Source organism: Pontibacterium granulatum (assembly GCF_029961155.1).
Taxonomy (GTDB): domain Bacteria; phylum Pseudomonadota; class Gammaproteobacteria; order Pseudomonadales; family Balneatricaceae; genus Pontibacterium; species Pontibacterium granulatum.
The window spans coordinates 1-422 of sequence record NZ_JASBRH010000069.1 but is presented as its reverse complement, the minus strand read 5'-3'; the positions used below and the strand labels follow the sequence as shown (position 1 = coordinate 422).

The following is a 422-nucleotide window of genomic DNA, read 5'->3' as shown; positions in this document are numbered from 1 at the left end:
CGTTCCATCTCGTCGATCAGGTTCAGCATGTAGGATGGCGTCACCATGATAATGTCCGGATCAAAATCCTGGATCAGCTGGACCTGTTTCTCGGTTTGACCACCGGACATTGGAATGACCGTACATCCTAAGCGTTCAGCGCCGTAGTGGGCACCCAAGCCGCCGGTAAACAGACCGTAGCCGTAGGATACGTGTACTTTGTCGCCTGCATGACCACCCGCCGCGCGGATAGATCGAGCAACGACGTCAGCCCAAGTGTTGATATCGTTCTGGGTGTAACCCACAACGGTCGGCTTACCGGTGGTGCCGGAAGATGCATGTACGCGTACAACCTCATTCATCGGAACCGCGAATGAATCGAACGGGTAGGCGTCACGTAGATACGCTTTGGTGGTGAACGGGAAGTTTTTCAAATCGTCCAG

General features: G+C 54.3%; 1 pseudogene. It reads right to left on the bottom strand.

The annotated features are described in order from the left end of the window. Window positions 1-422 (bottom strand): annotated as a pseudogene (locus tag QKW35_RS21265) (phenylacetate--CoA ligase); the annotation flags it as partial.